An 18,900-nucleotide genomic window follows, 5' to 3' on the forward strand; every position below is an offset into this window, starting at 1 on the left:
GTTAACAAATGTAAACTTTTATGGTAATTTTTCCAAATTGACCTGAAAAGTTACATTATTATTATCTTTCTTTACTAAAACATTTATAAATCTTGTGTTTTATGTATATAAATTGTTTTTATAGAATCTTTTAAAATTGTTTCAGTTCGAAGTCCACGCATATCATAATATGTTCTTGAGGTATAATTATTTTGAGGATTGTTTGGAAAATAATATGTTGTTATCAGCGAATCCATTTGAGATCCGGTGTAAAAATAATGGGTTATGTAATGGGTAGAAATTCCGTAGCTGGATCGATCTGAAAGTAATTGCAATTCCAATACTTCATAATCCCTAACATTACGGTTTTCAACCTTTCTAATTAATTTATTATCCGGATCATACTCAAATGTAGAATTAATTTCAGAAGCTTGCCCACCATGCATATTTTCCAATGATTTTATCAAAAAACCATTTTCATTAAACCAAAATAGATTCATTGGATATCCATCTGACCAATATTGGTAAAGCAAAAGGCTGTCTTGAACAAATTTGTATGTCACATCAAATCGAGCCCAATAATCTGTACAATAATCTTTATGGATTACCAAGTTGTTACTATCGTAAAGATATACACTTTCAGGTGGGCCCATGAAACCATATCGCCATTCTTTAATCAAATTCCCTTTTACATCATAAACATTATATCCAAAGGTGTCACCCATACCATAATTATACCTGAAATAATCAGAGATCAAATATGTAGTGTCAATATGATTTCTTGAAATAGCATTCTTATCAACATTAACAAATTTAAGATCCTGAATGGTCAACAACGGCTTTTGTTTACATCCGAAAGCAGAAAAAATTAAACAAAATATCAGAATGAAATTATGTGATTTCAAATAATTATCTGGTTAAATTTATTAAGGTCTGAAGTATAGAAATAATTAATAAATCATCTCGCCAAATACATTTTCCCAAATCCCGATTTAAAATACTGATCTGTGCCAACGTCAAACTTTTCTAACGACTCACCTGCGAGTTTTGTAACAACACGATACAGATATAATCCGTTAGCGAGTTGATCGCCAAACTTATCCGTTCCATCCCAGGTAAAATCTGTAATATTATTTCCGATATGTAACTCCCCTAATTCATCGCGCATGATCTCCCGAATCACTTTTCCGCTTACGGTCATGATCTGAATTTTAAAATAATCGGGCACTTCACTTCCTGTTAATGTAAATACAAATTTTGTTTGTGAGGTAAATGGATTGGGATAATTCATCACGTTGGAGATCATAGCTTTATTGATCACTTCAAAAGTTATTCTATAATCAATGGCACCTGCCCGGTTGCCACTTACATCTTTGCCCGATAATTGCAATTCATAAATTCCATCCTGCTCAAAAATCGGGTGCATCTCCACTCTCGCGAGATTATTTTCAACAAGGTTAATTGTATCAGCCGGATAAAAAATAGTAGTGGTACCATCAAAATAAAAATCATGTAAACTCTCATCCGGATATTTTATACTAATATTCATCAGCGAAGTATCCGATAATGCCAAGAACTGATTTTCATCCTTTAAATTGATAGTGATCATGGGTTTTGCACTTACAATATCGCCATCAAAAATATGAACCCCATCAAAGGTCACATCCAATAAAGGATCTCTAATATCAGGATTATTATTTAATTCGAGATATGCCAGATTATTAAAATGAAATTGTTCAGGCTGGTCAGAATCAGGATTAACCTCAATAATTAATGTATTACTACCTGAAGGAATATCAAAAGAATTAAATTCCAAAGTGGAGATCATTGTTTCATCTGTCAGCAGTGAGTCTTGTCGCGCATATGGAATATCATGTAAAACATTATTATGATCGCGTACCGAAAAATCGATCAATAAACTATCCATATTATAATCGCTCACATTTGTAACAGCAATTTCCAGTTCAATTAATTCCCCCTGATCTATACTATCTCCATTAAAACTGAAATGTATATTTGGATTTAATGCTGCTTCCGGAACAGGCATATAAATCACACGCCAGTAATTGTATTGAGCAGGTGTACGTAAGGAATCGTCCTTAGTATTTAATTTTAATTTAACAAAAGGATATAAATCTGCATCAATAAAGTTTATACTCGTATCTCCACTTTGCAAACCTGTGGCAAGATAGGTTTCCACACCATTATAATCCACCCCTATAATATCGATGCTGTTGGTGTCACTTAATACAGGATCGTTGCTGAACAGGCTCCATTGTGCCTTATCCCAACTTACTGCCGGACCAATTAACGGTGTAATTATTTTCCCTTCATTCCAGTTGCCCTCCAATGTTATTGTTGATTCAATTTGATTTCCGAATTCATCGCTTATGATCTCTGATTTTGTAGCAGGATCACCTTTTAATGCAGAAAAAATATACGAACGATCGTAATCAAAAGTTTGTAAGGTATCAATGTCAATTGCACCATACGCATGGAATGCATCATATAAACTGTGACCATAAATCAAGGTATCGGCAAGCCACTCATTAAATTCAGCATAATTATTCGTGTATGCAATAAAATAATTACTATCCGGCACTGTCGACATCATAAACTGATACATATATTCTCTGTTGGCGGCGGTAGTGGTGTTAAACATGATCACTTTTTCTGTAGCATCTGCAGTGCAATAAGTATCATTAAAAGGACCCAAATTTGAAGTTCCTATTTCATAGGTTGTCCAGGGATCACCCGAATTTGCATCAACAACAATACAAACAAAACCTGCAGCAACACAAGGCGCAACCATTAATAATTCGCCGTTCAAATATGCAGTTACTTCTGTCCAGTGTGTAGCGGGATAAATACCTGCTGCAACCTCATACACTTTTACATCCGGCACAAATTCAAAATCTCTTGTCGCCTCTAAACTTATATTGGTATAATCATCTTCAAGATATTGGAAATAATGCGATTGATTCCATCCGGTAATATCCCCAGGTAAATACAGAAAAGAACTGGAGCGCCATAAAAGTGCATCATCCGTTGTAGTATCCGGAGAAATTCTCCAATAATAAACAGTATTTGGTATCCATGTCATGGGAGGTTCTGTCCATTTTAAAACGCCACCACTTTCTGTAATAAATGTGGATCTCTTTAATGGGGAATTAAAATTCATCGTTGTATCTGCTTCAACCACATACAATTTCTCTTCTGCAAAAACATAGGCTGTAGATGCTGCGAAATATTCGGGTATATGATTCATAATGCTGAATTCTACTGGATAAATAGGGATTGCATCATCGGAAATTATCAGATTAGAAACACCCAAAATATTATTCAGCTCATCGATCTCGCCTATTTCATTTATATTGTCGATATGAATAGTAAATTCATTTAGTCCCACTCCGCCAATTGCATCTGTTTCAAAAGTAAAAGTGATGGTATCACGGAAATAGGTAGCGGGAAAACGTTCCGTAATTGTTTGAACCTCGCCATTTGCTTTAGTTCTTTTTATTTCGACATAATAAGCAGAATCGATTGCCATTCCCAAATTGGTAACCACGATATGTATATCAAAAGAATCAGTACCCGCTGTAATAATATCCGGTTCAAAAAATACATATTGTTCTTCTATTGCATAATCCGGTTGCTCGTGATTATTTAATTTTAATGCAGGATCGCCCTGCAAGGTTGTATGTTCAATGGATAATTGATCGAAAATATTAAATGTTGGCCAGAGTGTATCACATGTTTCCTTTAATATAGTTCCAATTGATTCATGATAATTAATCGCTGATAATTCCCGGTAAAACATCGTTGCGAATACATGCAAACTCGAAGCAAAGGAATAGTTGGATGCAGCAATAAAACCTATGGCTGCTTTATTTTCTGCAAAAATATATCGTTGACCTAAGGTATAACTCTCCCCGTGAATAGAAGCTGTATTACATCCGTTACCATACACTACAAAATATTTGCCTTCATTATGAAATTCTTCCGGTTCACCAATATTATAATCAAAACTTCCGGTAGAGGAATGTCCGAAAAAAGTAACAAGTGATACACCTTTGGTTAAAATGGAATCGTAATATTCTGATATTGGCGTAAATATCGGGTCTGCCGTTAATTTATTAAAAGGGGTAACATTTCCTCCGTATAAAGTATCCTCGATGGTATTTTTATATTGCGTTAAAAAACTATTGAACAAAGTTTGTTCATATTCCGTGGTTCCACCTGCAAAATGTAAAACATTTTTCATCCAGGCTTTATTTTCCACGGTTTGTATATGATCGGCCTGCGCGGCTTCAAAATCGATCATTTTCTCTAAGTAAATGCGCACTTCATTTGCTGATTCTGCAGCAATTCTTCCAATTGCAACTTCGGGAACAACACTTCCGGGTCGTGCTGCCAATAAATTATCCGCACCAGGGTGACCAAATGTTGGCACCAGGTCCCAACCGTATTCAGGTGTTGCATTTGCGCGGGTAACATCATAGGAATACGATTTACCTATCAGAAAAACAAATTGAGGTTCAACATCAAAGTTATCTTTTGCATATAAAATAAAATTGCGAATGGCCAATGGATGTTTTTTTATTCCGTAGGAAAATTGTTCATATAATTTATCAATATCCGCCACAATGACCGTATAACTTCCACCGGGTAAAGAACTTCTATAATTTTTATATTCCTCTACCCAATTTGTGCCTGCTCCATCATCGAATAATTGCGTGTGTGAAATAATTAAATAATTTCCCTGATTTGATGCTGAAGTATAGTTAACAAAATTAACCGGGGTCAAACCTGAAACTGAAAAAATATCCGTTACATCCTGACTACCGACATAAAATTTATGATCATTGGTGGAATAAGGTAAATGATATTTTGAAATATCACTTTCCACTATTGCAACCATACGATTGTGATCGGTAAAATCATATAAAATTGGCGATGTGGATTTCTCATTAAAATCAGTCAATTCTAAATATGATGAAGCTGCACCATCGTTCGGTAATTCAAATAATGTTTTGGAAACATTATCAAAATCAAATAAACGTGGATACTTAAGATCTGTAAATGCGTATTTTTGATAATCTGTAGTTACAGGTCCGGTTACAAAAGCAATGGTATTGGATGCAACTAAGTTATCAATAGGAAATTCGTATCGCATTACTTGGTAATTATAATATACGGAGTCTTCCAGATTCTCCCCATTAAAATTAATAACCGTATGATGTTCCGAATCGTTTGATCCAATTACCGTTGTTTTCAAAATCGGTGTAAAGGCAGCGCCCGTGTAAATATTAGGCGTAAGAATTGTTTGATTATAGGTAGATAAATTATATTTCGGAGTAGAATATCCTTCTCCGTTAGTATACTTGGAACTATACACCGAAAAATGCGGTACACCTGCATTAAAATATGCAGAACCATATACTGATCCATATACTTTTAATGTATGATAAATATTATAAGGTTCAGCAGCTGGTGCACCACTGAGATCGTTCACCAGATTATTTAACCGGTTATTTGTTATTGAATTATTCCATGTTAAAAAATAATAAGCGGTATCAGAAATTATACTTTCATAGGTTTGTAATTGCCAATTGGCCGAATCGAATAACTGTGTATCAAAAGAACCATCATTTTTTCTTCCGTAAAACTCTATAAAATCACCGCTGTCAAAAACACCATCCCCTTCCCCTTGCAGATAGATATATTCCTCTTCACCTTTATTAAACAATTGGAAATTACGGGGATCAATTGTCGAAAGTGAAACGCCAATGCCACTTAATGCAGCATCTAAGGTTAATTGATCTAAACGATAAATACCATCAACAGTAACCTTGAATTTAAAATATTGTTGGTCATAGTTGATCCATTCGTTGCCATAAGTTTGACAAAACGACGAAGAAAAAGAAAAAATAAATAAAAGTGCAGGTAAAAATTTCTTCATCCGATCAATTTATATTTTACCATTATTATTTATTCTGCAATTGTTTCCGGTTTAACCGATTTATTGATATCGAACATCAGACTAAACACATGAGAATACAATACTTCCGACTGTTTACCGATATTGGTATATGCATAATCCAAATGAACAGGACCGATTACCAATCCCAAACCAATATTAGGTTGTAATGTCCATGCTTCTTCATACAGATCATCAGGAATATATCGTTGAACATTTCCTACTCCTCCTCTTAAAAAAATAAATTCTTTGTAATCGGCTTCAATTCCTATATGAGGATCTATACTTACAGGATCTGCACTTATCAAAACATTTCTTCTGCCATCACTTGTGATATCGGTATTTATTTCCGCAAGCAATCCAAAATTTTCACTTAAGGTAAAATCATATGCTGCACCAAGAATTAATCTGGGCGTTGTAATTTCCAATGAATTTTCTGGAACAATATTTCCGGTTGCAAGTAATACATCTTTTTCTTCCTCGGTAAATGAAAAACTCCATGCATTAAATGTGGAAGTAATATCTTTAAATGTAGCGCCGAATTTCCATTTTTTAATATCCATTTGCGCACCGGCATCTAAACCAAATCCCCAGGCAGTTGCAAAACTTCCTGCATTGCGATGCACAACTTTTACATTTCCTCCCAATCGCAAATTCTGCCATTTTAATTGTTTGGCATAAGATCCTAAAAAAGCATAATCGGCAACGGAAAAGGAAGTGATATTATCATAATTGATACTTCCATCAGGTTCAATTAAAAATAAAGTATTCGGAATATCATCCACACCAAATCGAATTAGTGATAATCCTACAGCAGCATTTTTATCTTTTAAAGGAATTGCAATAGAACCATAATCATATTTTGCTATTCCTGCAAAATATTCGGAGTGCATTATTCCTACCTGAATATCAGGTTTTACCAACACCAAAGCTGCAGGATTCCAATATCCACCCGTTACATCGTTTACGGATGCACAAACGGCTCCGCTCATCCCTAAAGCGCGGGCAGAAACACCAATGGATAAAAATTCATTGGAGTATTTTGGAGCAGAACTTTGGGTAAATCCTGTGTGTGTCCCTAAAAGTAAAAGGGATGCAATTATTATATTACGCATAAACTGTTCACGAATCTGTCGGAAATTTAGGGAAATTTTGTGGAAAAAGTGTATTTTCAATGTCATGAATCGTTAATTTAAAAAGTTCACGGTCATTTTCGCTAAAAGCCTTGTTTCCAAGCCTTTTATTTAGTCCGTTCATCAACTCCACTAAACGCAGGTCGAAGGTGTAATCGTATATAAATTTTAAACTCCTGAAACGGTCAAAATGTTCCCTCACTTCCTCAGGTTTTGAGGCAACTGTATTCTGTTTTATCAGGTTTGTGATCTCCTCACTATTTACTTTTTCCAACATGGAATACATATTTTCACAAGCGGCCCTGTCCTCAATTAATATTTTGCGATCCAGCATGATCTCAAGCATAACATGACTCACAGCATATAACCGTTTCTCAAAACAACTAAAATCACGCGTTTTTATCAGGGAGGAAATAGCGGCGGTATTCTCCTCAAAAAAACGGGATTCGTGAAAATATCCGTCGATCTCATAATGTCTTTTTACACCCCTTTGCAAACTTTCCTGCTCTGGCGAATCCGGATCTTGCAATTTATGGACAAACAATTTCACCACCTCACCACTCCTATGACTATAATTCGACAAAATATCCGGCAAAATCACCCCTGCAACAAAATATGGATCGTTGGAAGGAGATTCGTGGTAATAATGAGATAGGAAGTTCAAGGTTTGGTAATATTTAATGCAATATAATGCGAAAAGTTCATTGGCGGGAATTCTGTGGGGTGAAGGTTGAGTTTCCTTCGTAATGGATCTTTTCGAATAGGCGCGGTCGCAGTCTGAGTCTCAGTCGCAGTGATGCAGATTCGAAATTTTTTCTTCGAATGATAGTTCGTCTACTCATTTGAACAATGAGTGATGAGTAATGAGTAATGAGTTTGCAAACTGCTAACATTGGAGATTGGGATTTCTATCCCAAAAATTTATCTTTCCTGGTGCAATAAACTTAATGCCGAAGTCGAACCTACTCATTACTAATCACTCATTACTCATTTTATGTTCCGAAGTCTAAGTTCCAATGAATGTTACGAACTGCCAACTGCTCACTGTTTACAAGCCCCCAACCCCATAGGGGAGTTTACTTTCATCTCACCCCAAAGTTTATCTCGAAGGAAAAACATCCAATGTTACAAACTGCCAACTGCCCACTGTTTACAGGCCCCCGACCCCATAGGGGAGTTTACTTTCATCTCACCCCAAAGTTTATCTCGAAGGAAAATCCTCCAATGTTACAAACTGCCCACTGCCCACTGTTTACAGGCCCCCGACCCCATAGGGGAGTTTACTTTCATCTCACCCCAAAGTTTATCTCGAAGGAAAATCCTCCAATGTTACAAACTGCCAACTGCCCACTGTTTACAGGCCCCCGACCCCATAGGGGAGTTTACTTTCATCTCACCCCAAAGTTTATCTCGAAGGAAAATCCTCCAATGTTACAAACTGCCCACTGCCCACTGTTTACAGGCCCCCGACCCCATAGGGGAGTTTACTTTCATCTCACCCGAAAGTTAATCTCGAAGGAAAATCCTCCAATGTTACAAACTGCCAACTGCCCACTGTTTACAGGCCCCCGACCCCATAGGGGAGTTTACTTTCATCTCACCCCAAAGTTTATCTCGAAGGAAAATCCTCCAATGTTACAAACTGCCAACTACCCACTGTTTACAGGCCCCCAACCCCATAGGGGAGTCTAGTTTTCGTTTATTTTTAAATGAAATGTTTAACTCGGAGCTAAAATCTCCAATGTTACAAACTGCGCACTGCCCACTGCGCACTGTTTACTAACTTTGCCCCATGAAAAATTTCGTAGAGGAACTTCGTTGGCGGGGGATGTTATCTGATCTAATGCCTGGAACGGAGGAGTTTTTAAATAAGGGAATGGCGAAGGGATATATAGGTTTTGATCCCACGGCCGATAGTATGGGTGTTGGGAATATGGTGCAGATCATGACGCTTTTACATTTTCAACAATGCGGTCATAAACCAATTGCGCTTATTGGTGGAGCAACAGGCATGGTTGGTGATCCTTCGGGAAAAAGTGCAGAGCGCAATTTATTGGATGAAGAAACATTAAATCATAATATCGCTTGTCAGAAAAAACAACTCGAAAAATTTTTGAATTTTAATGATGCAGAAAATTCGGCCGAACTCGTAAATAATTACGATTGGATGAAGGATATTTCTTTTCTCGATTTTTTGCGTGAGGTGGGAAAATATCTCACGGTGAGTTATATGATGGCGAAAGATTCGGTGCAAACACGTTTGGAAAAAGGAATTTCTTTTACGGAGTTTACCTATCAATTGGTACAAGGTTACGATTTTTATTATTTATGGAAAAATAAAAATGTGCAACTTCAAATGGGTGGCAGCGATCAATGGGGAAATATTACCACCGGCAATGAATTAATTCGCAGAAAAGGAAATGGCGAAGCATTTGCAATTTGCACTCCTCTCATTAAAAAAGCCGACGGCACTAAATTCGGAAAAACGGAAAGCGGAAATATCTGGTTGGATGCCAATAAAACATCTCCCTATAAATTTTACCAGTTCTGGATGAATGCCAGTGATGCTGACGCTGAAAATTATATTAAAATATTTACTTTACATGCACGTGAATTTATTGAAGATATTATTTCCCGTCATCAACTGGAACCCCATACACGATTATTACAAAAAGAACTTGCAAAGGATATCACCATTCGTGTACACGGGGAAGAAAATTATAACAACGCTGTTTCTGCAAGCGAATTATTATTCAGAAAATCAACAAAAGACGATTTCGAAAAACTGTCGGAAGGCTTGCTGTTAGACGCTTTGGAAGGTGCGCCGCAATCTATTGTTGCAGCAGATCTTTTTGAAAATGGTGTTTCCTTTTCCGAATTAATTACAACACATACATCAATACTTGCCTCCAAAGGCGAATACAAAAGAGCGATTCAAGAAAATGCATTAAGCATCAACAAAGAAAAAATTTCTGACTCCGAATATCAAATTACCAAAAACGATCTCATAAAAGGAAAATTTTTATTACTGCAAAAAGGAAAGAAAAATTATTACCTCATCATTGCACAATAAAAAAGATTTTTCCCGCTGAAAGTATTTCCCGCTGGGTTTCCCGCAGAGTTCGCAGAGGTGCAGAGAAAGCAGAGGAAAGCAATTTGTGCGATGCACAAATTATGATTATATAGATACCTAGTTACATTTTTTTAAAAAATAATAAATTTTTATAATTTAATATAATGTGCAAAGAACATTATAAAACTCTGCGTCCTCTGCACCTCTTCGAACTCTGCGGGAAACAAAAACTCTGCGGAAAACACACCCTGCGGGTAATTTTACTGCACAATTATTTTTTGTCCGAAAACTATTCCGTCTTCTGTAGTAATTTTAATTAAATAGGGGTTCGCTGACATCTGGTCGGTATTGAGGGTGAAAAGATTTTCGTATTGCATGGACTTGGAAATAAGTTGTCCATCGGCGCCATAAAATTCCACTAGAAATCTTGGAGTATATTTATTATCAATAGTAATATTTATATCAGAGGTGGTAGGATTGGGGTACACAAAAATCTGCACATCTCCGGCGTTGATATATTGAATATGCACTGTTTCACTTTCAAGCGTTCCATTTGATGCGGTAATTTTATAGGAATAGGTTGTTCCGGATTTCAACCCTTCACTATCAATAAAATTATAATATTGATCCGTTGATCCACCACAAACACCGCTCACCGAAAAAATATTTTCAAAGGTTATCCCATCCTCCGCCCGCTTCAGATACATGTCGTAACAAGTATTTCCGCCCGTAAGTGTCCAGTCCACTAATATACTATCCCCAAACTGAATAGCTGTAACATCTTTAAAAACCGTTTGTGACTGCAATCCAACATAGCAGAAAGCAGCAAGGAAAAAAGAGAAGATTGTTTTCATATGCCGAACGAAGAACGATAAAATTGGATGTTTATTGTGCCGGTGAAAGTTGGAAGATATGAAAGCGTTGAAGGAGTTGAAGTAGTTAGTATGGATGTAAACATCAATTTTTATTACGGAAATGCAACGGAATATCTGGATTCGAAGATATTTTTAAAGAATAAATAAAAATTTTCATTGGAGAGAGCACCATAATACCATCCTGTGTAACATTCGGAATAAACTTCAAGTGCAATTGTATTTTGTTCTGAAATAGGTGAATTAAAGCAATAAACAGGTGCCTCATTTGCTATGAATGTGATCAATAATTTACCCTTATGAAAAGTTCTTTTATTTGCATCATCAATTAATTTCGATTCATTGATTAATTTAATCAAAGTGTGAGTTGCCGTATCGTTGGCATATAAATCAAATTGTATGTCTCCATCAGGAAATCCAACTGATTCAATTGTTACCTTTGTGATACTATCCGAATCTATTTTTACCGGCTTATATTGTGAGTTACACGCTAATAAAATAAAAAAAAATATACTTATAAAAAAAGTCAATACTTTCATATTATATTTTTAGATTCATACCATAAATATACATAAAAGAAAAATTTTCATCCTTCAAAGCCACACCCCCACTTCGAATTTAATTGATCTTATCGCGTGTCAAAATATAAAGGCGAAGAGAAATTTACAATTTCTATATAAAACAAAAAAACCGCAGACACTCCTGACTGCGGTTTGGGAAGCATATTGCTTCGGTCTATGAATAGTATTAAAATTTAATTTGAGGCAAATTGACCTGTGAGTTTGGTGATATCCTCAACTGATAGGCGGCAGTGCATTTTTACATAAACAAATGTTTCTCCCGGCTCATCAACCAAAACTACTAACCGTTTTATTTTACCGCGATTATTTTCACGAATACTAAGGTTTACATTAGCATCTTCACTTTTTACGCTTACAAGATCTTCAAAATTGCGTTTTTCCATTCTGTTTAATTTGCGGGTCATCTTTTTATCTGATTTATCGCAGTAATATTCTCCTTCGCGAATGGAAATTGTAATTCCACCAAATTTGCGCATAAGATCGATAGCTGCTGCTTCCTCACCTTCTACATGATCTTCGGCTATCTCGGCAACCATCTTCACCAAAAATCCCGGTATCCATAAATTTAATTTGGTTGCATCATCGTCAAATTTTGGTGCATCAGATGCATAGGTTTTGCCGGAAAATGTGATCAGCAATATAACAGGTAAAATAAGTAGTAGCTTTTTCATATCTTTTTTTGTTTAACGTAAATAAAAATTATTTATCTTCCAAATTATCCAACTCATCCATGCCTTCAATATTAATATCAGATAATTTAGAAAGTTTGGATATTTTTTCCACATCAATGGTTCCAAATAAACTTACTAAAACAAATTCACCATCTGCATCACAAAGTATCAAAAGTTCATTAATCACCTTGTCAGATTCCATTTTACCCAAAATCCGCACTTTATCTAATTCTGAATTAACGGTCATTAATTCTTCATAACTATTCAGCGATAATGTGGAAGAAATTTCGCGGTAATACTCACCTGATTTTGTATTTCCTTCTTCATTTTCATATACCAGAACTTTGATACCTTTTAAACCCTCTACAACAGATTGTAATTCTACATCCTCAGATGCAGCGGAGGCAACAAGGGAGAATAATTTTTCAGAAACGTTAACAGAGGTAAAACCTGGTTTTCCTTCATATTTTTGAAAGAACTGATCTATCTGAGTGGTTTGTGCGAATGTTGCCAGTGATGCACCCATTGCGATTAGTACAAATAATACTTTTTTCATAATGTTGTTTTTGCGATGAATTAATTGATTTACCAGCACAAGGCGAATCAGCAGTGCAAAAAGTTACAGAAGGCATCAAAAAAGATTTTAAAACAGCTCAAAATGCCCTCTACATGGGCTTTATGAGGCAATTAATTTATTTCTTATCCCGTATGAAGAGAACGAATAAAACAGACTGATAGTAGAGATTGTCGAACCTTAACGAAAGGTTGACAGGTGCTTTTGTTATATCGGTATATAGTATAGGTAAGTTCTTAAGATCTTTAATTTTACCTTCAAGACTATATATAAATTTATCGGCATTCCAACCAATATATTTTTCCTGACTTTTATTCAGAATAAAATGTTTCTCCAATTTTTTATTGTGATCTAATAATTTATCAAAATTATAATTTTGTTTATATGCTTCACCAACGGATGTGAGTTGAAGTCCATCAATTATAGCCTTAATATTTACACCTTCTTTATCGCGGTGTTCGAGTAATTTTAAATTATCGCGCAGTTCACGCAAAATATTATTTTTAATAATATCCTTCGATTTCGATCTGTCGGAAAGAAAAGTAAAAAGTTCTTTAATTGTTCCAATACCTGTTTGCAGATAATCGCTCATACTGAATATTTGATCCGACCAAAATAAGCAGAATAAATTATTTAGTCAAAATTAATCACTCTTCTGATCTCCAGAAATCGTTTGTAGTAATATTTTTCCTGTGTTTCATTACTTATACGCACGCCACCTGATTCGGGAGAGGAAGTATGTAAAAAGGAAAATCCGGTTTTTTCATCGTAAGATATAACTATGCCTACATGTGCCGGTTCGCCTCCCTGGGTTTCTGTTCCGCTGAACAGGATGAGATCACCTACTCTCGCTTCATTGTATGGGACAGGATAACCCGCATCAAATTGTTGACCGGAGGTTCGCGGCAAATTAATTCCGAAATTTTTATACACGTAACAAATAAAACCGGAACAATCGAATCCCGAATCCGGATCATTTCCTCCCCATACATATGGAACACCCATAAATGTTTTGGCATAGTTGATCACACTGTCGGAAATAGCCAGTGCTTTTATTTCGGCAGAATCAACCTTTTGTTCATCCATCCACCATGGATTTAATTGTGTAAAAGCCAAATGAAAAGATAAACAAAGAACAACTGTGAAGATGCACTTCCTCAATAACATATTAACTGTGTTGTTTTTTATTTTTTATTTTATCCCTCTCCCACCAAACCGGTGTGTCATCATCAGGATCAAGATTATAATTTACGGTGATCTCCTCACCTGGTAAAATGTCTTTAACGGCTTCAAATTCCAAAATATTAAGATCGAAATCAGGGTTGTATTTTGCATTTGGAGTATAGGAATGATTATACAAAGACCCAAACCCTAATGCCAATGCTCCCTTTCTGCCACTTTTACCCCATTCAAAATAATATTCATAAATAAAGGTATCGTTAATGGCATTTCTGTCCTTTTCACTGAACACGATCATTGGTGCTATTTCAATAACTGTACCTTTTTTTATTTTTTTTGAAGTAAATACTGCTCTTCCCCTATCTGGAGTTAGCGCCACAAATAAATGCTCCGGTAAAAATGGGGTAAGTGTTTTTATGTGTACTTCTGATTTCTTATTCGTTTTTTTTGACATCCCGAAAGTATTATTTAGAATTTAAAACTTTATTAACACCATCTTTGAATTCGGCAAATAATTGTTTGAAATGCGCTTTTTTAGCACTGCGACCTTCTACTTTTTTTGCCTGATTGATTCGGGAAATTGCCTGATCATGTAAAGCGAAAATTTGTTCTGCTTTTTGGTCAAAATTCTTGTCCGTGGTTCCACCATGAACAACTAATTCTTCAATTGCATCTCCAATTTCATACTGGATACGTCTTTTTGCACTGCGTTTACTCATATAATAATTTTGGCGCAAAGTTAAGCAATCCCCCTATCTTTGCACAAAAAATAAACAAGTTATGTTCGATATGAAAAAAGCTATGGAAATGAAAAAGAGGATGGATGAAATACAGGCCAGACTTGATCTAATTTCGGTGGAAGGCGAATCCGGTGACGGAAAATACAAGGTTTTAGTAACTGTTACCGGCACAAAAAGGGTTAAACATATCTCCATTAGCGACGAATTAATGCAAAGTGGCGATAAAGAACATCTGGAAGATCTGCTGCTTATAGCTATAGAAAGGGCGATGGAAAAAGCTCAAAGCGTTTCAGAAGCCGAAGCCCGATCGGCAGCAATGGGTGGAGGATTATCGGGGTTGTTTGGGATGTGATCACTCCTCAGTGCTGATCTTAAAAATTGCTGAACGCACGCGTTTTCCAACTGCATCCTTTAATATAAGATCGATAGCAGCGCTTTGGGTAAATACTTGTTGCATATCGCGTATTTCACCTAAAGGTATTTTTAGCAGGTTACATTTATTTTTCAGATCATCGCTTTTAAATTGGAGGAATCTATCCTTTATTAAATCCAATAAAATCGCGCGATTAATTACTCTTGCGGAATTGGCATTAAACCGCTCATCGGTAATTAATTCTTTATAGTCCATTAATTTACACAACGCATAAAATTGTTTGTCGCTACCAATTGCCAAAACAAATTCCTTTCCATCCCCTGTCGCAATAATTTCCCCATAAGGGGCAATATTAGGATGTAATGAACCGATAGGCTGAGGAATTATACCTGTATTTAAATAGTTTGCCGCCTGATTTGCCAGGGAAGCAATGGCTGCATCAAATAAAGATACAGAAACGTATGCACCTTTACCACTTTGCAATTTTTTGATACAGGCAACTAAAATGCCTTCCTTTAATTGATGTGCAGCAAAAAGATCAACAATTGCAACAGGTATTTTTTGGGCTTTGTTTTCCGGAGTTCCATTCATGAACATCCAACCGGTTTCTGCCTGCAATACAATATCATATGCAACTCTTGGATCAGCATCGCCAAAACCTGAAATATTTGCATATATAATTCCCGGGCTTATTGTTTTAATTGTTTCATAGTCCAGTTTATATTTAACCGCATCCGACATTTTCCAATTGCATATCAATACATCAGCTTCCTTAATAATTAAATAAATATTCTGCAGGTCATTTTCTTTGGAATAATCGAGAAAAACATGTTGTTTGTTCCAGTTCACCGAGGCGAAATAAGCGGAAGTTGGTGATGTTGTATCCTCCTCCGGCAACTTCCATTTGCGGGTAATATCTCCATTGGTTTTGGGATTTTCCACTTTTATAACCTGAGCACCTAATTCTGCAAAAAACATCCCTACCGCAGGTCCTGCAAGCACTCCCGCTAATTCTACTACCTTCAGATCGCGTAACATGGAACAAAAATAGACAGATTATAAAATATATCGCTAAGGGGTTCGTCAGAACTTTATAATCATTAAATTGTTACTACACCATGCATTCGAGAGGACTCTTTTTTTTCAGTTTTATATTAGCGATAGAGATTTATGCGTATCAGGCGCTAATAACAGTATTTCCGGGGAATAACCTGCTTCCTTTTATTTACTTTGGTGGAACGGCTCTTATTTTTATGAGTATCCTGCTTTATTTTAATTTTAAGTTACAGGAAAAAATTAAAATTCCGCGCCAATTGTTGATGGCAATTTTCTTTTTATTATTTATTCCGAAAATTTTCACATCGCTTTTTTTGTTAATGGAAGATGCAGTGAGATTGATCAAATTAGGTGTGAATGGAGTAATATCGCTAATCGGAAACTCAGAATTTATCTTCGGCACAAGCCGATCAGAAATTTGGAGTGTTATCGCACTTTCATTTGCCGCTGTATTAACGCTCACCTTTGTTTACGGGGCAATTTTTAATGTATATAATTATAAAATTCGAAAGGTTCCTGTGAAATTATTAAAACTTCCAAAAAATTTCAACGGATTAAAAGTGGTACAGATATCCGATATTCATTCCGGAAGTTTATCAGATACTAAAGCAGTACAAAAAGCGGTAGATAAAATAAATGGATTAAACCCTGATCTTATGTTTTTTACCGGTGACCTTGTAAATAATATCGCAGCAGAAGCAGTGGATTTTGTGGAGATATTCGCCCAATTAAAAGCAGTGCACGGTGTGTATTCCATACTTGGAAATCACGATTACGGAGATTATATGTTATGGTCAAATCCTGAAGATAAAATTGCAAACCTGGAAACATTAAAAGACCTGCATAAGCAGATGGGATGGAGATTATTGCTCAACGAACATGTACAAATTGAAAAGGATGGAGAAAAAATTGTTGTTGCAGGAGTTGAAAACTGGTCGGCAAGAGGAAGATTCCATACTTATGGTAAATTAGAAAATGCATTAGACGGAATTCAGGATGCATTTACTGTATTATTATTATCTCACGATCCATCTCATTGGGAAGCAGAAATTTTAGACCATCCGGCAAAAGTGGATATTACGTTTTCCGGACATACCCATGGAATGCAGTTTGGTTTTGAATTTTTGAATATAAAATGGAGCCCTGTTAAATATTTTTATAAACAATGGGCGGGATTATATTCCAAAAAAGAACAACATCTTTATGTGAACCGGGGTTTTGGAGTAATCGGATATCCTGGTAGGGTTGGGATTTTGCCTGAAATAACTTTATTCACTTTACACAGTGCAAACTAAGATCATTTTTTTAGTTAATTTGCACAATGCAATCTATGCTGGAAAAACAATATCAGATTTTAGTAAATAATTATGATCAACTATTAAATTTATGTGAGAAGTTAAACTACGCCGGTTTAAATGATCCCATTACAAGTGGCAAATGGTCGGTTGCACAAATACTTACACATATAAATATATCTATCAGTATTACTACAGCATATTTAGTAAAAAAAATTCAATATCCTGAAAAAATACCCAATACAAATTTTACCACAGGTTTGAGATCAGTTTTACTCAATGCAGCACTGAGAAGTGATATAAAGTTTAAAGCTCCGAAAGTTGTGAGTGCGGTTCCGGAAATCAATTCCATAGAAAAAATTGAATTTGAGTGGCAAACTCAAAAAAAGTTGCTTTTCGACCTTTTGGAGTCATTTCCTCCCCATTTACTCAATAAAGCAGTGTTTCGCCATCCTTTAGCCGGGCGAATAACCTTAAAACAGACCTTGGAATTCCTGAATTTGCACCTTTTGCACCATAAAAGGCAGATAGAAAGCTACCTGAACGAACGAAAATAGATCAAAATTTGTATTAAAAAAACGGTAACTTTGCAGACTCTTAAAAAAAAGTTAATCTAAAATATAAGTATAATAGCATGACCATCTTCCTAATTTTTTTTATAGCTCATTGGTATCTTTCACTCTTTTGTCAAACTTTCTTCCTACATCGTTATGCAGCACATAGTATGTTTACCATGTCGAAAGGTTGGGAAAAATTCTTTTATATACTTACCTGGTTAACACAAGGGTCTTCTTATTTAAGCCCTTATGCTTATGGTATTTTACACAGATTGCACCATGCTTTTACCGATACGGAAGAAGATCCACATTCACCGAGTTATACAAAAGGATTGTTTCCGTTGATGTGGAAGACCAAAATAATCTATAACGATATTGAAAACTATCGACTCAAGGTAGATGAAAAATTCATGAAAAACCTCCCAATGTGGCGCAGTTTTGACCATTTTGCAAGTAGTCGTTTAAGCCGTTTGGGTTGGGTCGCGATTTACATTGTTATTTATGCATTTATCGCTACACAATGGTGGATGTGGTTATTATTACCAATAACTATACTTACCGGTCCGGTTCATGGTGCCATCATCAATTATTTTGCACATAAATATGGCTACAGGAATTTCGATACGCCTGATACATCCAAGAATTTCTTACCTATTGATCTTATTATGATGGGTGAGAGTTATCACAATAATCATCATAAATTATTGGCCAGACCTAATTTTGGAATCAAATGGTTCGAAATTGATCCTACTTATCCTGTTATACGATTGTTAAGTGCGCTTAAAGTGATCAGGCTGAATCAGGAACCGCAACCCTGATACAAGATTCCCGGCTTTT

General features: G+C 35.7%; 18 protein-coding genes. 5 read left to right on the top strand and 13 right to left on the bottom strand.

From position 1 onward, the window contains the following. Positions 1–83 precede the first annotated feature (83 nt). The 4 genes from IPI31_17420 to IPI31_17435 form a co-directional block, all read right to left on the bottom strand. Positions 84–815 carry a hypothetical protein gene (locus tag IPI31_17420; protein ID MBK7569603.1) on the bottom strand — a complete coding sequence of 244 codons (732 nt, stop codon included), beginning with the start codon at positions 813–815 and terminating at the stop codon, positions 84–86. A gap of 122 nt (positions 816–937) precedes the next feature. Further along, a complete protein-coding gene (locus IPI31_17425; GenBank protein ID MBK7569604.1) occupies positions 938–5,941 on the bottom strand; it encodes a hypothetical protein in 5,004 nt (1,667 codons plus the stop codon). Between the two features lie 29 nt (positions 5,942–5,970). After that, positions 5,971–7,074, bottom strand: coding sequence for a PorV/PorQ family protein (locus tag IPI31_17430; GenBank protein ID MBK7569605.1), 1,104 nt, complete (start codon positions 7,072–7,074; stop codon positions 5,971–5,973). Between the two features lie 7 nt (positions 7,075–7,081). Further along, positions 7,082–7,756 (bottom strand): hypothetical protein, encoded by a 675-nt coding sequence (locus IPI31_17435; protein ID MBK7569606.1) that lies wholly within the window; start codon positions 7,754–7,756, stop codon positions 7,082–7,084. Positions 7,757–8,884: 1,128 nt separating this feature from the next. Between IPI31_17435 and IPI31_17440 the strand changes: the two genes are divergently transcribed. Further along, a complete protein-coding gene (locus IPI31_17440; protein MBK7569607.1) occupies positions 8,885–10,165 on the top strand; it encodes a tyrosine--tRNA ligase in 1,281 nt (426 codons plus the stop codon). 260 nt (positions 10,166–10,425) lie between these two features. Here the strand turns inward: IPI31_17440 and IPI31_17445 are convergent, their stop codons facing one another. From IPI31_17445 to IPI31_17480, 8 genes are all read right to left on the bottom strand, one after another. Then, complete coding sequence (locus tag IPI31_17445; GenBank protein MBK7569608.1) at positions 10,426–11,019, bottom strand: T9SS type A sorting domain-containing protein; 594 nt, start codon at positions 11,017–11,019, stop codon at positions 10,426–10,428. Positions 11,020–11,132: 113 nt separating this feature from the next. After that, on the bottom strand, positions 11,133–11,576 hold the full coding sequence (locus IPI31_17450) for a hypothetical protein (GenBank protein ID MBK7569609.1): 444 nt from the start codon (positions 11,574–11,576) through the stop codon (positions 11,133–11,135). A gap of 215 nt (positions 11,577–11,791) precedes the next feature. Continuing rightward, a complete protein-coding gene (locus tag IPI31_17455; GenBank protein MBK7569610.1) occupies positions 11,792–12,289 on the bottom strand; it encodes a DUF4252 domain-containing protein in 498 nt (165 codons plus the stop codon). Between the two features lie 28 nt (positions 12,290–12,317). Continuing rightward, positions 12,318–12,845: a DUF4252 domain-containing protein gene (locus tag IPI31_17460; GenBank protein MBK7569611.1), complete on the bottom strand. Its 528-nt coding sequence runs from the start codon at positions 12,843–12,845 to the stop codon at positions 12,318–12,320. A gap of 136 nt (positions 12,846–12,981) precedes the next feature. Continuing rightward, positions 12,982–13,455 (bottom strand): hypothetical protein, encoded by a 474-nt coding sequence (locus IPI31_17465; protein MBK7569612.1) that lies wholly within the window; start codon positions 13,453–13,455, stop codon positions 12,982–12,984. Positions 13,456–13,496: 41 nt separating this feature from the next. Then, positions 13,497–13,949 carry a C40 family peptidase gene (locus tag IPI31_17470; GenBank protein ID MBK7569613.1) on the bottom strand — a complete coding sequence of 151 codons (453 nt, stop codon included), beginning with the start codon at positions 13,947–13,949 and terminating at the stop codon, positions 13,497–13,499. A gap of 82 nt (positions 13,950–14,031) precedes the next feature. Continuing rightward, positions 14,032–14,496, bottom strand: coding sequence for an SET domain-containing protein-lysine N-methyltransferase (locus tag IPI31_17475; protein ID MBK7569614.1), 465 nt, complete (start codon positions 14,494–14,496; stop codon positions 14,032–14,034). Positions 14,497–14,506: 10 nt separating this feature from the next. Next, entirely contained in the window at positions 14,507–14,761 is a 255-nt protein-coding gene (locus IPI31_17480) for a hypothetical protein (GenBank protein ID MBK7569615.1), read from the bottom strand. 70 nt (positions 14,762–14,831) lie between these two features. Here IPI31_17480 and IPI31_17485 point away from each other — a divergent pair, with 70 nt between their 5' ends. Further along, the gene (locus IPI31_17485) at positions 14,832–15,134 is read left to right on the top strand and encodes a YbaB/EbfC family nucleoid-associated protein (GenBank protein MBK7569616.1); all 303 of its coding nucleotides are present in this window, start codon (positions 14,832–14,834) and stop codon (positions 15,132–15,134) included. On the opposite strand, the gene IPI31_17490 is transcribed toward IPI31_17485, so the two are convergent. Beyond that, positions 15,135–16,193: a CoA transferase gene (locus tag IPI31_17490; GenBank protein ID MBK7569617.1), complete on the bottom strand. Its 1,059-nt coding sequence runs from the start codon at positions 16,191–16,193 to the stop codon at positions 15,135–15,137. Positions 16,194–16,408: 215 nt separating this feature from the next. Between IPI31_17490 and IPI31_17495 the strand changes: the two genes are divergently transcribed. The 3 genes from IPI31_17495 (at position 16,409) to IPI31_17505 (ending at position 18,881) form a co-directional block, all read left to right on the top strand. After that, positions 16,409–17,506, top strand: a complete 1,098-nt coding sequence (locus IPI31_17495) for a metallophosphoesterase (protein ID MBK7569618.1) — start codon at positions 16,409–16,411, stop codon at positions 17,504–17,506. Positions 17,507–17,532: 26 nt separating this feature from the next. Next, positions 17,533–18,063 carry a DinB family protein gene (locus IPI31_17500; protein ID MBK7569619.1) on the top strand — a complete coding sequence of 177 codons (531 nt, stop codon included), beginning with the start codon at positions 17,533–17,535 and terminating at the stop codon, positions 18,061–18,063. A 77-nt stretch (positions 18,064–18,140) separates the two neighbouring features. Beyond that, the gene (locus IPI31_17505) at positions 18,141–18,881 is read left to right on the top strand and encodes an acyl-CoA desaturase (protein MBK7569620.1); all 741 of its coding nucleotides are present in this window, start codon (positions 18,141–18,143) and stop codon (positions 18,879–18,881) included. The last annotated feature ends 19 nt before the right edge of the window (positions 18,882–18,900 follow it).

The sequence above is a fragment of the Bacteroidota bacterium genome (genome assembly GCA_016706865.1).
Taxonomy (GTDB): domain Bacteria; phylum Bacteroidota; class Bacteroidia; order Chitinophagales; family BACL12; genus UBA7236.